A 17591-nucleotide genomic window follows, 5' to 3' on the forward strand; every position below is an offset into this window, starting at 1 on the left:
AGAGGATCGCATGCCTCAGCAGGCTATGCAGCCTCCACAGCGACAATGACCCGAACGCATGGGATGTCGTCTTCGCAGGGGGGAGAGTCGAGGACTTCCGAGACGGCCTCGTCGATCAACAGCGCCACGATCAGATGTGCCATGAGCCAGCTTCGCGAAAGGCGCTCGTCCCTGGCTGGCAGCTTGTGGATGCCCAGGCCGCTTTTCAGGCGCTTGAAGGCGATCTCGACCTGCCAGCGCAGCCGATAGGTTTTCCAGACATCCTCGGCGGTTATTTCGCTGGCCGGTATCAACGTCAACAGCAGAAGAAAGCCCGACGTCGCAACCGTCAATGGATGCATCGACTTGCCTCGCTGTCGGCAACCGGGGCCGGAATACTCGACCAGCACCTCGTGCTCGCAAACGTCACCGGGCATCATCGTGCCGTAAATCGCATTCCAGTCTATCAACCGGCCATCGAGCGAGGTGAGCCTGACATTGGACCAGGCCATCCGCACGATGAAGTCCGCCCCGGCGGACACGACCTCATGGAGCGCCGGAGCGCGGGCATAAGCGCGATCACCAAGAACGATGTCGCCCGGAACGATGGGGATGCGCGAGAAACTTTCGCCACCGTGGACATCGGTGAATTCCAGATGCGTGAAGCGGGCAAGTGCCGGCTCATATGCCGCATGAAGCCGAAAATCCGTGCCCGCACTGCCGGGCCGCGAGATGGAACTGCCGTCGACGATACGCAGGCGGCGCGAACTGCGGCACTTCCCGGATCCGAAGCCTTGCGCAACAACGCGCCGGCGATGTCCCCCAGCCAGTCGGCCGATCCGCGCAATCGCTTCAAGAGCGCCACATCGGAAATCGCCGCCACGCCGTTCAGGCCAGCCCAGGCCGCCGCGGAGCGCAAGCTCATGCCGCCGGGTCCATAACCCCAATGCCAGCCGCAGCAAGGTCTCGGCGTCACCAACCCCGCGCCGCCGCACAAGCGCCTTGGACGTGCGCGCAGTTGCGCCGAGATCAATGACCCGCTCCAGCTTCGACAGCAGGGCGGACCAGTCAGGATCGATGGAAGCAGTCGTTCGTATCCACCTTATGAATCACGGACAGATGCCGCCCGTCTACCCATTGAGTGAGCGCATATGGGGAAGCCCCCCATGCCTCACCTCTCCGGCACCAGCCCACGCGGCGCGAAGCGCAGCACCAAAAGCAGCACCACCCCCATGGCGACAAAGCGCATATGCGGCGCGCCACCCAGAAGCTGGGATTTCAGCCCGCCCTCGGGCAGGGGCAGGGTGATCAGGTGCATGAAGGCCGGCCCCCAGACCTCGGCCTTGATCCACAGGAACCAGATCAGCACCGCGCCCAGCACCGCCCCCCAATTGTTGCCCGAGCCGCCGACGATCACCATCACCCAGATCAGGAAGGTGTAGCGCAGGGGGTTGAAGCCCCCCGGCGACAAAAGCCCGTCCTGCGTCACCATCATCGCGCCCGCAAGTCCGATCACCGCCGAGCCGATCACGAAGATCTGCAAATGCCGGCCGGTCACGTCCTTGCCCATGGCCGCGGCGGCGGTCTCGTTGTCGCGGATCGCGCGCATCATCCGGCCCCAGGGCGATCTCAGCGCCAGTTCGGCCAGCAGGATCAGCGCCAGCAGCACGCCGCCGAACAGGCCCGCGTAAAGCAGCTTGACCCAGATCCCCGAGGCGGTGGCGACGTCCATCCCCCAGGCGGCGGCGCGGGCGACGAAAGCGGGGTCGCCTTGCAGGTCCAGCTCATAGGGCACGGGGCGCGGGATTCCGGACATGTTCTTGACGCCCCGCGCCAGCCATTCCTCGTTGCGTAGAACCGCCACGATGATCTCGCCGATGCCCAGCGTCGCGATGGCCAGATAGTCCGAGCGCAGCCCCAGCGCGACCTTGCCCACGCCCCAGGCAGCGACGGCGGCGAAGGCCGCGCCCACCGGCCAGGACAGCAGCACCGGCCAGCCGAGCCCGCCGATATTGCCGGCCGAGGCGGCATTATTGGCCTCGATCGCCATCACCGCCGGATCGAACAGGCCGCGATAAAGCACGAAGCCCAGCACCAGGACCGCGATCAAGGCGGCGATCCGCAGCGGTCTCGCCACCCGCCGCCAGGCCAGCACGGCCAAGGCCAGCGTGCCCAAGCCCACCGCCAGGGCCAGAAGCACGCGCGGCCCCCCGGCGGCCCAGGCGCCCGGCACCGGCGCGGTCGCGACCAGCACCGGCCCCAGCGCGCCCATGGCCAGAAAGCCCACCACGCCGGTGTTGAACAGCCCAGCATAGCCCCATTGCATATTGACCCCCAGCGCCATGACGGCCGAGATCAGCCCCATGTTCAGGATCGCCAGCGCCGAGTTCCAACTGCCCGAGAACAGGACGTTCCGGGTCGTCCCCTCCAGCACGAAAAGCGCCGCGACCAGCAGCAGGATCAGGGGCGCGCGCCAGCGGCTGCCGGCCTCGGCTTGACGGTTATTCGACATCTTGCGCCCCCCTCAATAGGCTTTGCCGCGCAACAGGCCCGTGGGCCTGAACAGCAGGACGACGATCAGGATCACGAAGCTGACCGCGAATTTGTATTCGGTGGACAGCAGTTGCAGCAGCCCCTCGGGCTGAAAGCCCAGATAGGTCGCGATCTTCTTCCAGGGATAGGTCACCGCGACCTCCGAGAAGGCGACGATGAAGCCCCCGGCGACGGCGCCCAGCGGATTGCCGAGGCCCCCCACGATGGCGGCGGCGAAGATCGGCAGCAGGATCTGGAAATAGTTGAACGCCTTGAAGGACTTGTCCAGCCCGTAAAGCGTCCCCGCCGTGACCGCCAGCGCGGTGGCGATGATCCAGGTCAGGCGCACCACGCGTTCGGGGTCGATGCCCGACAGCAGCGCCAGATCCTCGTTGTCGGCATAGGCGCGCATGGCCTTGCCCGCGCGCGAGCGGCCCAGGAAGCGAAACAGCGCCCAGCAGGCCAGCGCGGTGATCGCCAGGGTCAGCGCCTGGCTGACGCGCAGCGCCAGCCCCTCGGTCAGCCCGGTCCAGGCCCGGAACTGCTGGACCGAGATCAGAAAGCGCGCCCCGTCGTCGAAGCGGATCTCATCCACGCCGATCATCAGCCGGGTCAGGCCGTTCATGATGAACATGACCCCGACCGAGGCCATGACCAGGATGATCGAGGCCGATCGCTTTCGCCGGTAAAAGCGATAGACCACCCGGTCCGTGCCCAGCACGAAGGCGGCGCAAAGCGCGATGCCCAGGGGCAGGGACAGCAGCGCGGTCGGCAGCGGGCCAAGGCCGATCCCAAGGGCTTGCAGCCCCCAGGTCACCAGGATCACCAGCCCGGTCCCGAAGGCCATGGTGTCGCCATGGGCGAAGTTGGAAAAGCGCAGGATGCCATAGATCAGCGTCACCCCCAGAGCCCCCAGCGCAAGCTGCGCGCCGTAAGAGGCGGCGGGGATGACGACGAAGTTCAGGATGGCCACCAGGGCGTTCAGAATGTCCATCTCAGCCCCCCAGGAAAGTGCGGCGGACCTCGGGGTCGGCCATCAGGGCCTTGCCGGTGTCGGTATAGCGGTTCGCGCCCTGGACCAGCACATAGCCGATATCCGCGATCTCAAGGGCCTGGCGGGCGTTCTGCTCGACCATCAGGATCGAAATCCCGGTGCGGGCGACCTCGATGATGCGGTCGAAAAGTTCGTCCATGACGATGGGGCTGACGCCGGCGGTCGGCTCGTCCAGCATCAGCAGGCGCGGCTTGGTCATCAGCGCGCGGCCCACGGCCACCTGCTGGCGCTGGCCGCCCGACAATTCGCCCGCGTTCTGGCGGCGCTTGTCGGCGACGGCGGGAAAAAGCTCGTAGACCTGGGCGAGGGTGTCGCGATAGTCATCGTCGCGGATATAGGCGCCCATCTCCAGGTTCTCCTCGACCGTCATGGTCGGGAAGATGTTATGCGTCTGGGGCACGAAGCCCATGCCCTTGTGGACGCGCTGCTGGGGCGTCAGGGCGGTGATGTCCTCTCCGCCCAGAAGGACGGCGCCCTCGCGCAGGGTCAGCATGCCGAAGACGGCCTTCATCGCGGTGGATTTTCCGGCGCCGTTCGGGCCGACGATCACCGCGATCTGGCCGGGATCGACGGTCAGGGTGCAGCCGTTCAGGATATCGGCCTTGCCATAGCCGCCGCGCATGGCGGTCGCGGAAAGATAGGGCTGGGCCATCAGCGCGGCTCCTTTCCGGCTTCCGCGCCAAGCCCCGGCTGAGCGCCATGGCTTTCGTCCCGCGCGGTTTCCAGCCGCTCCTCGGCGGCGACCTTGTTCTTCAGGCCCCGGCCCAGATACGCCTCGATCACCGCCTCGTCCTGCATGATGCTGGAGGCGCTGCCCTGGGCCAGGACTTTGCCCGCCGCCATGACGATCACCGGATCGCAAAGGCGGCCGATGAAATCCATGTCATGCTCGATCACGCAGAAAGTATAGCCACGCTCGCGGTTCAGCCGCACGATGGCATCGCCGATGGTGCCCAGAAGGGTGCGGTTCACACCCGCGCCCACCTCGTCCAGAAAGACGATCTTGGCGTCCACCATCATCGTCCGGCCCAGTTCCAGAAGCTTCTTCTGCCCGCCCGAGAGATTGCCGGCCTTTTCATCCGCGACATGGCTGATGGTCAGGAATTCCAGCACCTCGTCGGCCTTACGGCGCAGAGCGCGCTCTTCGTCGCGGATGCGGCCGCGCTTCAGCCAGGCATTCGCAAGCGTCTCGCCCGTCTGGCCGCCCGGCACCATCATCAGGTTCTCGCGCACCGTCATCGAAGAGAATTCATGCGCAAGCTGGAAGGTGCGCAGCAGCCCCTTGCGGAACAGCATGTGCGGAGGCAGGCCGGTGATATCCTCGCCATCCATGACGACATGGCCCGAAGTGGGTTGAAGAACCCCGGCTATAACATTGAAAAGTGTTGATTTCCCTGCGCCGTTCGGACCGATCAACCCGGTGATCGAGCCGGTTTCGATGGTGATGCTGGCACCATCCACCGCGCGAAACCCTCCGAAATGTCGGTGCAGGTCCTGGACCTGGATCATATCTCTCCCCGGACTTCGCGAGATACGCGAATATTTTCCGCCAAGCGGATATTATTGTTATGAAAAAGCCCGGATTTCTCCGGGCTTTCGGGGTTCAGCGGAAACCGACGACGTTCAGCTTGCCGCCCTTGAAATCGACCTCGCGATAGACGCCCGCGCTTTCGCCCGGCTCGACCAGTTCGACCGAGGTGGCGCCGACATAGTCGATGTCCTTGCCCTCGGCCAACAGTTCCAGACCCTTGGCCAGATCGCCCGGATAGATCTTTTCGCCCGGCGCGTTGGCGACATCCAGAATCTTGTCCTTATAGACCTTGGGATCCGAGGTCTTGGCCGCCTGCATCGCCAGAAGCATCAGGGACGCGGCGTCATAGGCTTCGCCCGAATAGGCCGAGGTGCCGTCGAAGCCGGCGGCTTTCGCCAGTTCGGCGTATTTGTCGTGGCCTTCGCCCTCGGCCGAGGGGTTCTGCCCGAACGAGGTTTCAAGCTGGGTGCCGAACTTCTCGGCCAGGACGACGTTCACCATGCCGTCGGGCAGCACGAAAGTCTCGAATGCGCCCGTGTCCAGCGCGCCCTGGATGATGCCCGAGCCACCCTGGTCGGCATAGCCCGCCACGACCAGCGCATCGCCCCCGGCGGCGGCCAGCGCGGCGACCTCGGCCGAGTAATCCGCCTTGCCGTCGTCATGCGCGGCGACGATGGTGACACTGCCGCCCTTTGCCTTGTAGGCATTCACGAAACTGTCGGCCAAGCCCTTGCCGTAATCGTTGTTCGTATAGGTGACGGCCACCGATTTCACGCCATGCTCCAGCACGATATCGGCCATCACTTCGCCCTGGCGCGCGTCCGAGGGCGAGGTGCGGAAGAAGAAGCCCTTGTCGTCGATGGTCGAAAGCGCGGGCGAGGTGGCCGAGGGCGAGATCATCACCACACCGTTCGGCACGCCCACCTTTTCCAGCGATGCGATGGTTTCGCCCGAACACATGCCGCCGACGATGCCCTTGACGCCTTCCGAGGTCACAAGCCGCTCGACCGCCGCGACGGCCGCCGCCGCATCGACGCAGGTGCTGTCGGCCACGACCGGGGCCACGGTCGAGCCGTCCAGCAGCTTGCCGCTGTCGCTGACCTCCTTCATCGCCATTTCGGCGCCCTTCTGGATATTCGGGGCGATCGATTCCAATGGGCCGGTCAGCCCCAGCGAGATGCCCATCTTGATCTCTTCGGCGCCGGCGGCGCCCGCGAACATGGCACCGGCCACGCTGGCCAGAAGAAGCTTCTTCATTTTCAGTCTCCCTGGTGGAACTCTGTCCTGTCTGGCAGGCTATAAGCGGTGCTTTCAAAAGAAAAGTGCGCTGACCCGGCGGAACGCCGACAAAACCATGCAAATCGACGGCAAAATCCAGCCGGGACGCCGGGTCACCTGATTGACGTTGCGGCACCGCGCTGGCGCAGCGGCGTTGCGCCGAATTGCAGCCGATAGCATTTCGAGAAATGCGCCGCGCTGGAAAACCCCGAGGCCAGCGCCACCTCTATCACGCTCATCTCGGTCTGCAAAAGCAGGTTGCGCGCGCGTTCCAGCCGCAATTCCATGTAATGGCGCTTGGGGCTGCGGCCCAGATAGCGCTGGAACAGCCGCTCTAGCTGGCGCGGCGACATGCCGGCATCGGCGGCCAGGCGCGCGGGGCTGATCGGTTCTTCGATATTGGCCTCCATCCGGGCCACGACCTGGGCCAGGCGGGGGTGGCGCGCGCCGACGCGGCTGGGAACCGAGAACCGCTGATTGTCCTCGGACGAGCGCACCGAGGTATGGATCATCTGCTCGGCCACGCGGCTGGCCAGTTCCTCGCCATGGTCGCGCGCGATCTGGCGCAGCATCAGGTCGATGGCGGCGGTGCCCCCGGCGGCGGTCAGACGGTTGCCATCCTCGACGAAGACGGTGCGGATCAGCGTGATCTGCGGGAACTCCTCTTGAAAGCCATCCTGGTTTTCCCAGTGGATGGTCGCGCGCCGCCCGTCCAAAAGTCCAGTCCGCGCCAGCACCCAGGAGCCGGTGCAAAGCGCGCCGATGCGGGCTGCGCGGCGTGCCTCGCGGCGCAGCCAGGACTGGATGTTGCGCGTGGCCGCGCGGGCCGGATCGACACCGCCGCAGACGATGATGGTGTCGTCGCGCCCGGTTTCGGCCAGGCCCGAATCCAGCGCCAGCCGCGTCCCGTTCGAGCAATGCGCCTGCGCCCCGTCCTCGCCCACCAGCCGCCAGTCGTAAAGCGCGCGCGCCGCGATCCGGTTCGCCAGCCGCAGCGGCTCGATCGCGGCCGCGAAAGAGATCAGCGTGAAGCGGTCGAGCAACAGGAAAACATAGCGCCGGGGACGCTCCGGCGCCGGCTCGGCCGGGACGGGAGACGGGAAGGGGGATGAAGCAGGCAATGGGGGCAGGGGATAGGACATGGCGGACGGGCTTTGCGAATCAATGGCAGATCATCAGTCCCTTCCATGACGCGCAAGGCTTTTCCTTGCCGCGTTATGGCCGTATAGGCTCGGGCACCAATTGCCAGGAGGACAGGATATGGCACAGCAAAAAGCAGCTTCCGCAACCCAGGGCGCCGCCGCCGCATGGGACAAGCAGAGCTGGCGCGCCTTTCCGCGGATCCAGATGCCGGATTATCCCGATGCACGGGCGCTTGCCCAGGTCGAGGCGCAGCTTGCCAAATATCCGCCCCTGGTCTTCGCCGGCGAGGCGCGGCGGCTGAAGCAGCACCTGGCCGAGGTCGCCCAGGGCCGCGCCTTCCTGCTGCAAGGCGGCGATTGCGCGGAAAGCTTCGCTGAATTCTCTGCCGACAACATCCGCGACACGTTCAAGGTCATGCTGCAAATGGCTGTGGTGCTGACCTGGGGGGCGCAGCTTCCCGTGGTCAAGGTCGGCCGCGTCGCGGGTCAGTTCGCCAAGCCCCGTTCGGCCGCGACCGAGATCGTCGGCGGCGTGGAACTGCCCAGCTACAAGGGCGACATCATCAACGGCTTCGACTTCACCCCCGAGGCGCGCATTCCCGATCCGCAGCGCATGCTTTCGGCCTATACCCAGGCCGCGGCCTCGCTGAACCTGCTGCGCGCCTTCTCGACCGGGGGCTATGCCGACATCCACCGGGTGCAAAGCTGGATCAGCGATTTCACCGGCGGCGACGAGGCCGCGCGCTATCGCGACATCGCCGACCGCATCAGCGACGCCATGGCCTTCATGGCGGCGGCGGGCGTGACCTCGGACACGGCGCATGAACTGGCGGCGGTGGAGTTCTATACCAGCCACGAGGCGTTGCTGCTGGAATACGAAGAAGCCCTGGCGCGGATCGATTCGACCACGGGCCTGCCCGTCGCCGGCTCGGGCCATATGATCTGGATCGGCGACCGCACCCGCCAGCCCGATGGCGCGCATGTCGAATTCTGCCGGGGCGTGCAGAACCCGATCGGGTTGAAATGCGGCCCGACCACGACCGCAGAGGACCTGAAGGTGCTGATGGCCAGGCTGAACCCGGAAAACGAAGCCGGACGCCTGACCCTGATCGCCCGCTTCGGCGCCGGCAAGGTCGGCGATAACCTGCCGCGCCTGATCCAGACCGTGCAGGCCGAGGGCGCGAATGTCGTGTGGTCCTGCGACCCGATGCACGGCAACGTCATCAAATCCTCGACTGGCTACAAGACCCGGCCCTTCGATTCGATCCTGCGCGAGGTGCGCGAATTCTTCGCCGTCCACCGCGCCGAAGGCACCATCCCCGGCGGCGTGCATTTCGAGATGACCGGCAGGGATGTGACCGAATGCACTGGCGGCGTGCGCGCGGTAACGGACGAGGATCTGTCCGACCGCTATCATACCGCCTGCGATCCTCGCCTGAATGCCAGCCAGTCCCTGGAACTGGCCTTCCTGGTCGCCGAGGAACTGCGCAACCGCCGCGTCGGCGTCGCGCGGCAGCAAAAGGCGGTCTAGGGCCTGCCTGCGTTCAGAGGGTTCCGTTTTCTGAGGAATTCCGGCTCAAGGTCGTTGAAGGAGACGACCTTGAGCAGACGAACGCCGACAGACGCGCAATGAGAGCGGATCGAGGGGTATCCTCCGGGTCGGGACACCGGGCCGAAGCGGCCTCGACAACCGGCTGTTTGTCGAGGCGATCCTGCGGATGGCAAGCAATGCCCATCGGTCGTTCGCGCGGCGGGCTGTCGACCAGGCTGCGCGGGCTGTCGACGCGATTGGTTTGCCGCTACGAATCCATCCGACGCCGGGACTGAACAGCTAGGGCTTGCGCGGGCCGTGCGCCGCGATCAGGCCGTTCATGAATTCGTCGAATATCGCCTCGGCCAGATTGCCGTTGCTGCGCAGGTCGCCCTTGGTCCAGGGGTCGGTGCCGCGCCCGGCAAAGACCAGATTCGCGCCCCGGATCAGGCAATGCAGCACCAGAATGATGCGCTCCAGATCGGTCTCGGGTGCCAGAATGCCGAGGGTCTTCATCTCTTGAAGCTTGCGCTCGAACACCCCCCGAATCGACAGGGTGAAGCGATAGACGGCGCTCTCCGGGGCGACATCTTCGGCCAGGGCGTCGATCAGCAGCCGGAACAGCGGCCTGTTTTCCTGCGCCCAATCGCCATAGCTGCGCGCGAGCGCGCGCAACTGCGCCTCGGGGCTGTCGGGGTCGGATTGAATGATGGCCTGGCGCAGCGCATCGTTCAGAAGCACCACGCCATCATAGATCAACCCGTCCCGAACCTCGGCCATCGAGGCGAAGCTTTGCCGAACGTCCTCGGCGGGCGCTCCCGCCAATTGGGCCAACTCATCCAAGGTGCCGGGAAGCACGCCGCTGTCGACCAGATGCGCCTTGGCTGCCGAAATCAGAGACTGATACAGATTACCCCGGATTGGCATGATACGCCTCTGTTTATCAACAGGTTGAATTTAGCACGATTCCGCGCTCACGGAACGGTGAAATTCAGCCTGATGGGAAGTATCGGCGCCGTGCCGCGTCAGCCCTCGTTGCGGGACTGGCGCTTGCGCTCGTGCGGGTCGAGATAACGCTTGCGCAGACGGATATGCTTGGGCGTGACCTCGACCAGTTCGTCGTCGTCGATATAGGCGATGGCCTCTTCCAGCGACATACGCACCGGGGGCGTCAGGCGCACGGCCTCGTCCGTGCCCGAGGCGCGAACGTTGGTCAGCTTCTTGCCCTTCAGCGGGTTCACTTCCAGGTCGTTGTCGCGCGAATGCTCGCCGATGATCATGCCCTGATAGACCTGCTCCTGCGCGCCGATGAACATCTTGCCGCGCTCTTCCAGGTTCCACAGCGCATAGGCCACCGAGCCCCCGTCCTCCATGCTGATCAGCACGCCCTGGCGGCGGCCCTGGATCGGACCCTTATAGGGCGCCCAGCTATGGAAGATGCGGTTCAACACGCCGTTGCCGCGCGTGTCGGTCATGAACTCGCCCTGATAACCGATCAACCCGCGCGAGGGGACATGCGCGACGATGCGCGTCTTGCCATGGCCGGCGGGCTTCATCTCGACCAGATCGCCCTTGCGGTGCCCGGTCAGCTTGTCTATCACGGCGCCGGTATATTCGTCATCCACGTCGATGATGGCTTCCTCGATCGGCTCATGGCGCAGGCCGTCGATGTCCTGAAAAATCACGCGCGGGCGCGAGATCGACAGTTCGAACCCTTCGCGGCGCATGTTCTCGATCAGCACGCCCATCTGCAATTCGCCCCGGCCCGAGACCACGAAGGCGTCGCCGCCGGGCGTGTCCTCGACCTTGATGGCCACATTGGTCTCGGCCTCTTTCATCAGGCGCTCGCGGATGACGCGGGACTGGACCTTGTTGCCGTCGCGGCCGGCCAGCGGGCTGTCATTGATGCCGAAGGTGACGCTGATGGTCGGCGGGTCGATGGGCTGGGCGGGCAGGGCGGTTTCCACATCCAGCGCGGCGATGGTGTCGGCGACGGTGGCCTTGGCCATGCCGGCCAGGCTGACGATATCGCCGGCCACGGCCTCGTCGATGGGGGCCTGGGTCAGGCCGCGAAAGGCCAGCACCTTCGAGATGCGGAACTGCTCGATCCGCTCACCATCGCGCGACAGCGCCTTGACCGTGTCGCCGGCCTTCGCGCGGCCTGCCTCGACCCGGCCGGTCAGGATGCGGCCGATGAAGGGGTCGGCGCCCAGGGTGGTCGCCAGCATCTGGAAGGGTTCGTCCTGGCGGGCGACCTGCTTGGGTTGCTCGACATGGGACAGAACCAGATCGAAAAGCGCCGACATGTCCTTGCGCGGCCCGTCCAGGTCCTCATCGGCCCAGCCGCCGATGCCCGAGGCGTAAACATGCGGGAAATCAAGCTGCTCGTCCGAAGCGCCAAGGTTGGCGAACAGGTCGAACACCTCGTCCAGCGCCCGGTCCGGCTCGGCGGCGGGCTTGTCCACCTTGTTCAGCACCACGATGGGGCGCAGCCCCAGCGCCAGCGCCTTGGATGTCACGAACTTCGTCTGCGGCATCGGGCCTTCGGCCGCATCGACCAGCAGGCAGACGCCATCGACCATGGACAGGATACGCTCGACCTCGCCGCCGAAATCGGCGTGGCCGGGGGTGTCCACGATATTGATCCGGGTGCCTTTCCATTCGACCGAGGTGGCCTTGGCCAGGATGGTGATGCCGCGCTCGCGCTCGATATCGTTGCTGTCCATGGCGCGTTCCGCCACGGCCTGGTTCTCGCGGAAGGCCCCCGACTGTTTCAGAAGCTGGTCGACAAGCGTCGTCTTGCCGTGGTCGACGTGGGCGATGATCGCAATATTGCGGATGTCCATAGGGAGGCTGGCCTTTGAATTAAGTTGCGGCCCCCCTAGCGCAGGAGGGACCGAAAGGCCAGCATCAATCTTGAAAGGCTAGCGCAAGCCCAGAAGACTAAGGATAAACAGCACGACCACGACCAGACCGACAAGATAGATGAGCGAATTCATGCGCAAGCTTCCTTTGGGCTGGGGCCGGAGCGGGCCCGGCTGACCGAGCCAACACGGCAAAGCCTTCGCAAGTTCCGGCGCTTAGCCCCGAGAACGCGCAAGTTTTTCGATCATCGGGCGGATGCCGGAAAGGTCATAGCCCGCATCCGCGGCGATCCGCAGCAATTGCTCGGTCGGTTCAAGCCCCGCGCGGCTGAGCGCCCAAAGCACGGTCGAACGGTTGCCCGAGCGGCAATAGGCGATCTTGCGGCCGGGCAGGGCCAGCGCCTCGGCCTGGGCTTCGATCATATCAAGCGTGACATGGCCCGGCACGAAGGGGATTTCCCGATAGTCCATCCCGGCGGCCTCGGCCGCGATGCGCATGGCGGCGCTGTCTTCCTGCGCGGAGACCTCGGCATCGGGGCGGTTGTTGATGACCACGCGATAGCCCTCGGCGGCAAGCGCGGCCAGATCATGCGGCTGGATCTGGGGCGAGACGGAAAGTTCTGGGGTGATCTGGCGCAGGTCCATCCGGGGCTCCTTCGGTTCCGTCGGGTCAAACATCTGGGCGCGACCGATCCCTTGCTTTGCGGCCGCTGTCAAGCGCGCTCAATCGGCCAGCCGCCGCGCCTCGACCAGCGCGGGAAGCCGGGCGTGATCGTCGAAGCTTTCGGCGAAGGTCATCTGCTCCAGCGGCGTGTTCCGGTAGCCCTTGGTAAAGATCAGGAACGGCACCCGCGCGTTCCGGGCGCATTGCGCGTCGAATTCGCTGTCGCCGACAAAAAGGCCGCTGGGCCGCTGAGGATGCGCGCCAAGCGCCGCGAAGGTCGCGCGCAGGGGTTCGGGGTCGGGCTTTTTCTGCGGCAGCGAATCACCGGCGATCACCGCCTGGAAGATTCCCGCGATGCCGAAATGATCCAGGATCGCAAGGGTCGGAACCATCGGCTTGTTGGTGCAGATGCCCAGCGGATGGCCGCGATCGGCAAGCTGGCCCAGCATTTCGATCACGTTCGGATAAAGCCGCGTCAGCGAACTGGCGTCGTGATAGCGCGTCATGAACGAGGCCAGCAGGTCGCGATGCATCTCAGCGGGCAAGCCGGCCGCATGCTCGATCCGGTGCCACAGCACATCGACGCCGCCGCCGACAAAGCTGCGGATCTGGTCCAAGGTCAGCGGCCGCGCGCCGTGAAGCCGCAATACGGCATTCGCCGCCGCATGAATATCGGGCGCGCTGTCGATCAGCGTGCCATCCAGGTCGAAGACGACGGGACAAGGCGCGAGGCAGGTGTTCATCGGGCTTTCCATTTGCTTGCGGCAAAGCAAAGGTGCCGGGTTTTCGCGGCAAGCGCCATGGGGTATCCGCGTGGGATGGAAGTTTGTTTACATAACTATGGTTATTGAGCAATTAGATGTGGAAAACGCCGCGCAAATGTCTTGGCTTCCACACACCGGCCGAGATCTTCGGCGCGCAGTTGGCAGAGATCAACGCATGAGCGTAACGTCTGCTATGCGGGGCAAACTGACATGTCCGCTCCCGCGTCCCGCATGATCCAGCCGGGCTGCGATGGCGGATGTCTCCGCCCGTCCGGATCATGCTGCGTCAGCGCCCGCTGTCGCATTTCATATTGAATTCACCCTGTCGCGAACCGACAAATTCGACGTGCCGGGCGGTCGAAAGGCTTTGAAGCGCGATTGCATCTGGCCGCATCAGGGATGTATTTGCTGCGCAATAGCAAGCTTGTCCCGGCCCTTTTCATTGCCGCCGGCCTGGATGGAGAGCGGGCCGGGGCCGGCTTGTCGCCCGGCACGACCGCCCTGCCCCAGGGTGACATTTCCAAATGGCTGGCCTAAATGGCTGGCCCCGTGACATTTTGACTTGGTGGCAATGAATGTTGCTGGAGAAATGATCACGAGCAATGAAATATTTCCCGTTCAAGCCCCTGTTTTTGTTCGTTCCATATGTGATCACTGTCTGTCTTATTGGCGAAATTTCAGGACAATCCATTGATTTCAAATTATCTATGGAAGTTTCCCGTGATGCCGACCTCGGGATCCGCCTTCTTCGCGCATCCGGTCTAAGGAAACCGCAAGCCCGGTCATCGAATTCGGCCGCCTTAACGCTTTCTTAACCAATCCACGCAAGGATGCGGGTGTATGAAGGGTGTAAGCGATGAATATGGCAGGGCGCATTCTGGTCGTGGACGGGGTGCCGACGAACCGGATCACCATCAAGGTGCGGCTGGCCTCGGCCTGTTATGACGTGTCCGCCGCCGCCTCGGGGGCCGAGGCGCTGCGGCTGGCGCAGATCGTCCAGCCCCAGATCGTGCTGATCGGGGCGAACCTGCCCGACATGTCCGGCCCCGAGCTTTGCGCGGCCTTGCGGGAAGGCCCGGGGGGCGGCGACCTGCCGGTGCTGATCCAGGCCCAGGGCGGCGACCGGATCGCCGCGCTGCGCGCGGGGGCCTCGGCGCTGATCGAGGCGACGGGCGACGACCTGACGCTTCTGGCGCGCATCCGGGGGTTGATGCGGCTGGACCCGCAGATGGACCAGAACATGGGGCTGGCCGAGGATGGGGCGGGATTTCTGCGCGACGACCGGCCGCGCGCGGTCTTCATCGCCGATCAGCCCGCCTCGGCGCTGTCCTGGCGGCATGCCTTGCAGGGGCGGCTGAACTTCGCGATCTCGGTCAGCGATCCCGAGAAGGCCCTGACCGAGGCCGCGCGCGGCCGGGTGCCCGATCTTTACCTTCTGGCCGCCGACATCCATCAGCATGGCGACGGGCTGCGGCTGCTTTCAGAGCTGCGCTCGCGGCCCTTGTCGCGGGATGCGGGCTTCGTCGTCATGCTGCGCCCGGAACGCGCCGATCTGACCGCCATTGCGCTGGACCTGGGCGCGGGCGACGTGCTGCCCGCCGATCTGGGCCTGCCCGCCGCCGCCGCCGAGGCCGCGATCCGGCTTGAGACCCAGCTTGCCCGCAAGCGCGAGGCCGACCGCCGCCGCGCCGAGACGCAGCGCAGCGTGGCGCTGGCGATGACCGATCCGCTGACCGGGCTGCACAATCGCCGCTACGCCATGCCGCGCCTTGCCGAGATGTTCGCGGACGCGGCCGACGCGGCCAGGCCGCTGGCGGTGATGGTGCTGGATCTGGACCGCTTCAAGCAGGTGAACGACATCCATGGCCATGCGGCGGGGGATGCGGTGCTGGTCGCCATCGCCGCCCGCCTGGGCGCGGGCCTGCCCGAGGACGCGCTGCTGGCCCGGATCGGCGGCGAGGAGTTCCTGGCCGCCATCCCCGACTGCCCTGCCCGCCAGGCCCGTCTCGTGGCCGAGGAGATCCGGCTGGGCATCATGGAAGCCCCCGTCGCCCTGCCGCCCGATTGCCTGCGCGACAGCCTGATCGTGACGATCTCGGTCGGCATGGCCATCACCTGGGGCGCGGACGACGAGGCTGGGCTGGATGCCGAACTGCTGCTGGCGCGCGCCGACCGGGCGCTGCTGACGGCGAAATCCTCGGGGCGCAACCGCATCGTCATGGCGCCCTCGACCTTCGCGGCCTGAAAATCCCGGTGCCGGCGTGGGATCGCGGACTTTCCTTTCACCCCGCCCTGCCCTAGATTCCTGCGCAGGAGGACGAGCCGATGCCCCATTCCCCTTCCCCGGATGAGCGTCCGGTCAAGGTAGCCATGCTGCGCGGGGCGCGGCGGCGCTGCCCGGCCTGCGGCGAAGGCCCGCTGTTTCTGGGCTATCTGACCATTCGCGCCGAATGCCCGCATTGCCACGAGGATCTGTCCCATCAGCGCGCCGATGATGGTCCGGCCTATCTGACGATCCTGCTGGTCTCGCATCTGGTGGGACCGCTGCTGCTGGCGGTCTATATGGCGTATCGCCCGTCGCCGGCGGTGCTGCTATGGAGCTTCGGGCTGGGCACGGTGGTGCTGTCGCTGTCGCTGTTGCCGCTGATCAAGGGCGCCTTCGTGGGCTTCCAATGGGCACGGCGGATGCATGGCTTCGGCGGCACTCCCCTCACCCCCGAGCCGCGACCGGAAGGAAACGCATGACCGCCCCCCAGGACGCGCCCATCCGCGATGCCGCGACGATCATCGTGCTGGACCGCGACCGCGCCGAGGGGCCGGCCGTCCTGATGGGCCAGCGTGGCGCGGGCGCGGCCTTCATGCCCTCGAAATACGTCTTTCCGGGGGGCGCGGTCGATGCCGCAGATGCCGGGGTGCGCTTTGCCACGCCGCTGGATGCGCGGTTGCGCGCCCGCCTTGCCGCCGAGCCGCGCCCCGGCGTGGTGCTGTCCCCCGAGGCCATTCTGGCCGCCGCCCTGCGCGAACTGGCCGAAGAGACCGGGCTTCTGGTCGGCAGTCCCGGCCCCGCGCCCGATGCCTGGGACCATTACGCCCGCGCGGGCCTTACCCCCGATCCGGGCGGGCTGACCTATATTTTCCGCGCGATCACGCCGCCGGGCCGTCCGCGCCGCTTCGATGCGCGCTTCCTGCTTCTGGACGCGCGGCGCATCCATGGCGACCGCGATGATTTCGGCACCGCCTGCGACGAGCTTTCCCACCTGCACTGGGTGCCGCTGACCCAGGCGCGGGCGCTGGACCTGCCCTTCATCACCGAGGTCGTGCTGGCCGAGGTCGCGGCGCTGGCCCGCCGTCCCGGCCCGATCACGTTCCCCGATTCGGTGCCCTTTTTCGACAACCGCGGCGTGCAGCCCCGCTTCGCCCGGATCGCCTAGCGGCCCCGGAACCCGGCCGGGCGCTTTTCCAGGAAGGCCGCGACGCCTTCGGCGAAATCCCGCGTCTTGGCCATGCGGCCCTGAAGCCGCGCCTCAAGCGCCAGCTGGCCCTGCATGTCATTCCCGGCCGAGTCCTGGACCGCCTCGCGGATCGCCAGATAGGCCAGCGTCGGCCCCTGGGCCAGGGCTGCGGCGCGACGGGCGACATGGGCGGGGAATTCGGCATCGGGCACCGCCTCCCAGATCAGGCCCCAATCGGCGGCTTGGCGGGCGCTGACCGGCTCGGCAAGCAGCATCATCCCCATGGCGCGGGCCTGGCCCACGGCGCGCGGAATGATGAAGGTGCCGCCGGCATCGGGGATCAGGCCGATCCGGGCGAATGCCTGGATAAAGCTTGCCCCCTCGGCCGCGATCACCAGATCGGCGGCCAAAGCCAGGTTCGCCCCCGCCCCCGCCGCGACACCGTTGACCGCCGCGATCACAGGCACGGGCGCCGAGCGGATCGCGGCCAGCATCGGCTCATATTCCTCGCGCAGGATGCGCTCGACATCCAGGCCCGCGCCCGCATCCCCCAGATCCTGACCCGAGCAGAAGGCCCGCCCGGTGCCCGTCAGCACCACGCAGCGGGTTTCCGGGGGCAGGCTGGTCAGCGCCTGGGTGATCTCGGCCCGCATCCGGCGGTCAAGCGCGTTCATCACCTCAGGGCGGTTCAGCGCCAGGCGGGTGACGCCCGCCTCGTGGCTGATCGTTATGGTCTGCATGTTCGCCCCCTTTCGCGGCCATCCTGCCGTCGGCATGCCCCAGAGGAAAGCGCGATCTCG

16 protein-coding genes and 1 pseudogene are annotated in these 17591 nt (G+C 66.1%); 5 read left to right on the forward strand and 12 right to left on the reverse strand.

The features are described 5' to 3' along the window. Positions 1–23: 23 nt before the first annotated feature. From QM682_RS07580 to QM682_RS07610, 7 genes are all read right to left on the reverse strand, one after another. Positions 24–941 (reverse strand): transposase, encoded by a 918-nt coding sequence (locus QM682_RS07580; RefSeq protein ID WP_415128373.1) that lies wholly within the window; start codon positions 939–941, stop codon positions 24–26. Between the two features lie 209 nt (positions 942–1150). After that, positions 1151–2491: a branched-chain amino acid ABC transporter permease gene (locus tag QM682_RS07585; protein ID WP_415128375.1), complete on the reverse strand. Its 1341-nt coding sequence runs from the start codon at positions 2489–2491 to the stop codon at positions 1151–1153. 12 nt (positions 2492–2503) lie between these two features. Next, the gene (locus QM682_RS07590) at positions 2504–3505 is read right to left on the reverse strand and encodes a branched-chain amino acid ABC transporter permease (RefSeq protein WP_415128377.1); all 1002 of its coding nucleotides are present in this window, start codon (positions 3503–3505) and stop codon (positions 2504–2506) included. 1 nt (position 3506) lies between these two features. Continuing rightward, positions 3507–4217, reverse strand: a complete 711-nt coding sequence (locus QM682_RS07595) for an ABC transporter ATP-binding protein (RefSeq protein WP_415128379.1) — start codon at positions 4215–4217, stop codon at positions 3507–3509. Beyond that, positions 4217–5074 carry an ABC transporter ATP-binding protein gene (locus QM682_RS07600; RefSeq protein ID WP_415128381.1) on the reverse strand — a complete coding sequence of 286 codons (858 nt, stop codon included), beginning with the start codon at positions 5072–5074 and terminating at the stop codon, positions 4217–4219. The genes QM682_RS07595 and QM682_RS07600 overlap by 1 nt, the downstream gene beginning before the upstream one ends. 94 nt (positions 5075–5168) lie before the next feature. Then, a complete protein-coding gene (locus QM682_RS07605; protein ID WP_415128383.1) occupies positions 5169–6353 on the reverse strand; it encodes an ABC transporter substrate-binding protein in 1185 nt (394 codons plus the stop codon). 134 nt (positions 6354–6487) lie between these two features. Beyond that, the gene (locus QM682_RS07610; RefSeq protein WP_415128385.1) at positions 6488–7516 is read right to left on the reverse strand and encodes a GlxA family transcriptional regulator; all 1029 of its coding nucleotides are present in this window, start codon (positions 7514–7516) and stop codon (positions 6488–6490) included. Between the two features lie 118 nt (positions 7517–7634). Here QM682_RS07610 and QM682_RS07615 point away from each other — a divergent pair, with 118 nt between their 5' ends. Further along, positions 7635–9047 (forward strand): class II 3-deoxy-7-phosphoheptulonate synthase, encoded by a 1413-nt coding sequence (locus QM682_RS07615; protein ID WP_415128387.1) that lies wholly within the window; start codon positions 7635–7637, stop codon positions 9045–9047. A gap of 108 nt (positions 9048–9155) precedes the next feature. Then, a pseudogene (locus QM682_RS07620) lies at positions 9156–9339 on the forward strand (hypothetical protein); the annotation flags it as partial. An 8-nt stretch (positions 9340–9347) separates the two neighbouring features. On the opposite strand, the gene QM682_RS07625 reads toward QM682_RS07620, so the two are convergent. The 4 genes from QM682_RS07625 to gph form a co-directional block, all read right to left on the reverse strand. After that, positions 9348–9974, reverse strand: coding sequence for a hypothetical protein (locus QM682_RS07625; RefSeq protein WP_415128389.1), 627 nt, complete (start codon positions 9972–9974; stop codon positions 9348–9350). Between the two features lie 98 nt (positions 9975–10072). Continuing rightward, on the reverse strand, positions 10073–11893 hold the full coding sequence (gene typA, locus QM682_RS07630; RefSeq protein WP_415128391.1) for a translational GTPase TypA: 1821 nt from the start codon (positions 11891–11893) through the stop codon (positions 10073–10075). Between the two features lie 234 nt (positions 11894–12127). Next, positions 12128–12556, reverse strand: coding sequence for a TIGR01244 family sulfur transferase (locus QM682_RS07635; RefSeq protein WP_415128393.1), 429 nt, complete (start codon positions 12554–12556; stop codon positions 12128–12130). Positions 12557–12634: 78 nt separating this feature from the next. Further along, positions 12635–13318, reverse strand: coding sequence for a phosphoglycolate phosphatase (gene gph / locus QM682_RS07640; protein ID WP_415128395.1), 684 nt, complete (start codon positions 13316–13318; stop codon positions 12635–12637). Between the two features lie 877 nt (positions 13319–14195). On the opposite strand from gph, the gene QM682_RS07645 reads away from it, so the two are divergent. The 3 genes from QM682_RS07645 (at position 14196) to QM682_RS07655 (ending at position 16770) form a co-directional block, all read left to right on the forward strand. After that, a complete protein-coding gene (locus tag QM682_RS07645) occupies positions 14196–15584 on the forward strand; it encodes a diguanylate cyclase (protein ID WP_415128397.1) in 1389 nt (462 codons plus the stop codon). Positions 15585–15664: 80 nt separating this feature from the next. Next, positions 15665–16084 carry a DUF983 domain-containing protein gene (locus tag QM682_RS07650; RefSeq protein ID WP_415128399.1) on the forward strand — a complete coding sequence of 140 codons (420 nt, stop codon included), beginning with the start codon at positions 15665–15667 and terminating at the stop codon, positions 16082–16084. Beyond that, a complete protein-coding gene (locus QM682_RS07655) occupies positions 16081–16770 on the forward strand; it encodes an NUDIX hydrolase (RefSeq protein WP_415128401.1) in 690 nt (229 codons plus the stop codon). The genes QM682_RS07650 and QM682_RS07655 overlap by 4 nt, the downstream gene beginning before the upstream one ends. On the opposite strand, the gene QM682_RS07660 is transcribed toward QM682_RS07655, so the two are convergent. Continuing rightward, complete coding sequence (locus QM682_RS07660) at positions 16767–17531, reverse strand: enoyl-CoA hydratase-related protein (RefSeq protein ID WP_415128403.1); 765 nt, start codon at positions 17529–17531, stop codon at positions 16767–16769. The two genes, QM682_RS07655 and QM682_RS07660, sit on opposite strands and share 4 nt — an antisense overlap. Positions 17532–17591 lie beyond the last annotated feature (60 nt).

The sequence above is a fragment of the Paracoccus sp. (in: a-proteobacteria) genome (assembly GCF_047605025.1).
Lineage (GTDB): Bacteria > Pseudomonadota > Alphaproteobacteria > Rhodobacterales > Rhodobacteraceae > Paracoccus.

Coding starts and splice junctions, on each gene's coding strand:
- QM682_RS07585 (WP_415128375.1), bottom strand. CDS start 2,491: ATGTCGAATAACCGTCAAGCCGAGGCCGGCAGCCGCTGGCGCGCGCCC.
- QM682_RS07590 (WP_415128377.1), bottom strand. CDS start 3,505: ATGGACATTCTGAACGCCCTGGTGGCCATCCTGAACTTCGTCGTCATC.
- QM682_RS07595 (WP_415128379.1), bottom strand. CDS start 4,217: ATGGCCCAGCCCTATCTTTCCGCGACCGCCATGCGCGGCGGCTATGGC.
- QM682_RS07600 (WP_415128381.1), bottom strand. CDS start 5,074: ATGATCCAGGTCCAGGACCTGCACCGACATTTCGGAGGGTTTCGCGCG.
- QM682_RS07605 (WP_415128383.1), bottom strand. CDS start 6,353: ATGAAGAAGCTTCTTCTGGCCAGCGTGGCCGGTGCCATGTTCGCGGGC.
- QM682_RS07610 (WP_415128385.1), bottom strand. CDS start 7,516: ATGTCCTATCCCCTGCCCCCATTGCCTGCTTCATCCCCCTTCCCGTCT.
- QM682_RS07615 (WP_415128387.1), top strand. CDS start 7,635: ATGGCACAGCAAAAAGCAGCTTCCGCAACCCAGGGCGCCGCCGCCGCA.
- QM682_RS07625 (WP_415128389.1), bottom strand. CDS start 9,974: ATGCCAATCCGGGGTAATCTGTATCAGTCTCTGATTTCGGCAGCCAAG.
- typA (WP_415128391.1), bottom strand. CDS start 11,893: ATGGACATCCGCAATATTGCGATCATCGCCCACGTCGACCACGGCAAG.
- QM682_RS07635 (WP_415128393.1), bottom strand. CDS start 12,556: ATGGACCTGCGCCAGATCACCCCAGAACTTTCCGTCTCGCCCCAGATC.
- gph (WP_415128395.1), bottom strand. CDS start 13,318: ATGAACACCTGCCTCGCGCCTTGTCCCGTCGTCTTCGACCTGGATGGC.
- QM682_RS07645 (WP_415128397.1), top strand. CDS start 14,196: ATGAATATGGCAGGGCGCATTCTGGTCGTGGACGGGGTGCCGACGAAC.
- QM682_RS07650 (WP_415128399.1), top strand. CDS start 15,665: ATGCCCCATTCCCCTTCCCCGGATGAGCGTCCGGTCAAGGTAGCCATG.
- QM682_RS07655 (WP_415128401.1), top strand. CDS start 16,081: ATGACCGCCCCCCAGGACGCGCCCATCCGCGATGCCGCGACGATCATC.
- QM682_RS07660 (WP_415128403.1), bottom strand. CDS start 17,531: ATGCAGACCATAACGATCAGCCACGAGGCGGGCGTCACCCGCCTGGCG.